Source organism: Micromonospora sp. NPDC049799 (genome assembly GCF_040656655.1).
Classification (GTDB): Bacteria; Actinomycetota; Actinomycetes; order Mycobacteriales; family Micromonosporaceae; genus Micromonospora.
In genome coordinates this window covers 1-1,285 of record NZ_JBFAMU010000861.1, presented here as the reverse complement: position 1 = coordinate 1,285, position 1,285 = coordinate 1, and the positions used below count along the sequence as shown (strand labels likewise).

Sequence of the window (1,285 nt, the reverse complement as noted above, 5' to 3'; positions counted from 1 at the left end):
CCCGCGGGCGGCGCACGACGACGACCGGCCGGCGATCTCCGCCGCCCGATACGGGTCGGCGGGGATCCTGCCGATCCCGTGGGCGTACCTGCGGATGATGGGCGCGGAGGGTCTGACCCGCGCGACCGGGGTGGCGGTGCTCGCGGCGAACTACGTGGCGGCGCGGCTGCGGCAGCACTTCCCGGTGCTGTACGCCGGCAACAAGGGCCTCGTGGCGCACGAGTGCATCCTGGACCTGCGTCCGCTGACCCGGACGACCGGGGTGACGGTGGACGACGTGGCGAAGCGGCTGATCGACTACGGCTTCCACGCGCCGACGATGTCGTTCCCGGTGGCCGGGACGCTCATGGTGGAGCCGACCGAGAGCGAGGACGTGGCCGAGCTGGACCGGTTCTGCGACGCGATGATCGCGATCCGCGCGGAGATCGACAAGGTGGGGTCGGGCCAGTGGCCGGCGGGGGACAACCCCCTGGCGAACGCCCCGCACACCGCGGCGATGGTGTCCGGTGACGAGTGGCCCCACGCGTACCCGCGGTCGGTGGGCGCCTACCCGGCCGGGGTGGACCGGGCCGGGAAGTACTGGCCGCCGGTGCGCCGCATCGACGGCGCGTACGGGGACCGGAACCTGGTGTGCTCCTGCCCCTCGCCGGAGGCGTTCGAGAGCTGAGCGGTGGTGCCGTGGCGCCGGGGCGGTCGTGGTGCCGCCGCCCCGGCGGGGCGTCGACCTGGGCGGCGGGTGTCCCGACCGGGGGGACTAGCCTGGTCGACGCGAACGTTTGCTGACGCTGAGTGGTCGCTCAGGCGACGAGAGCGTGTCGGGCGGGCCCGCGGTGCGGGGCGATGGTCCGGCCGTCGGGGAGCAGTTCGCCGGTGTCCTCGAAGACGATGACACCGTTGCAGAGCAGGCTCCAGCCCTGCTCAGGGAAGCAAGCGAGGACGCGGGCGGCTTCCCGGTCGGTCGCTTCGGCGGAGGGGCAGGTGGGTTGGTGCTGACACATCGGGTTCTCCGGACTGTGGGGGCACTGTGTCATGGTTCACATGACCAGTGACGCACAGTACCAAGCGAAACTGTGCGACATCGAGCAGGTATGTGACTGGTTTCCGGGAAATCCACTGAACGGACGAGCGAGAATGGGCCAGATGGCGTGGAAACGCTCCCACATCGCGTGACCGACGTGCCCGCGGCGCCCGCCGGCTGTCGCCGTACGCTCGCCGAGCGTGCCCGCTGGGAGTGGCGCCCCGCCGACGGCGGCGACCCCGCCGTACGCGCGCAGGAGTTCCTCGC

Annotated in this window: 1 protein-coding gene and 2 pseudogenes; 2 read left to right on the top strand and 1 reads right to left on the bottom strand. The window is 72.1% G+C overall.

Annotation, left to right across the window (positions count from 1 at the left end; all coding sequences use genetic code 11):
* Positions 1-667, top strand: a pseudogene (locus AB0I76_RS30165) (glycine dehydrogenase (aminomethyl-transferring)); the annotation flags it as partial.
* A 130-nt stretch (positions 668-797) separates the two neighbouring features.
* On the opposite strand, the gene AB0I76_RS30160 reads toward AB0I76_RS30165, so the two are convergent.
* Entirely contained in the window at positions 798-998 is a 201-nt protein-coding gene (locus AB0I76_RS30160) for a DUF5999 family protein (protein ID WP_347669485.1), read from the bottom strand.
* 96 nt (positions 999-1,094) lie between these two features.
* Here AB0I76_RS30160 and AB0I76_RS30155 point away from each other — a divergent pair.
* A pseudogene (locus AB0I76_RS30155) lies at positions 1,095-1,285 on the top strand (anthranilate synthase component I family protein); the annotation flags it as partial.

Coding starts and splice junctions, on each gene's coding strand:
- AB0I76_RS30160 (WP_347669485.1), bottom strand. CDS start 998: ATGTGTCAGCACCAACCCACCTGCCCCTCCGCCGAAGCGACCGACCGG.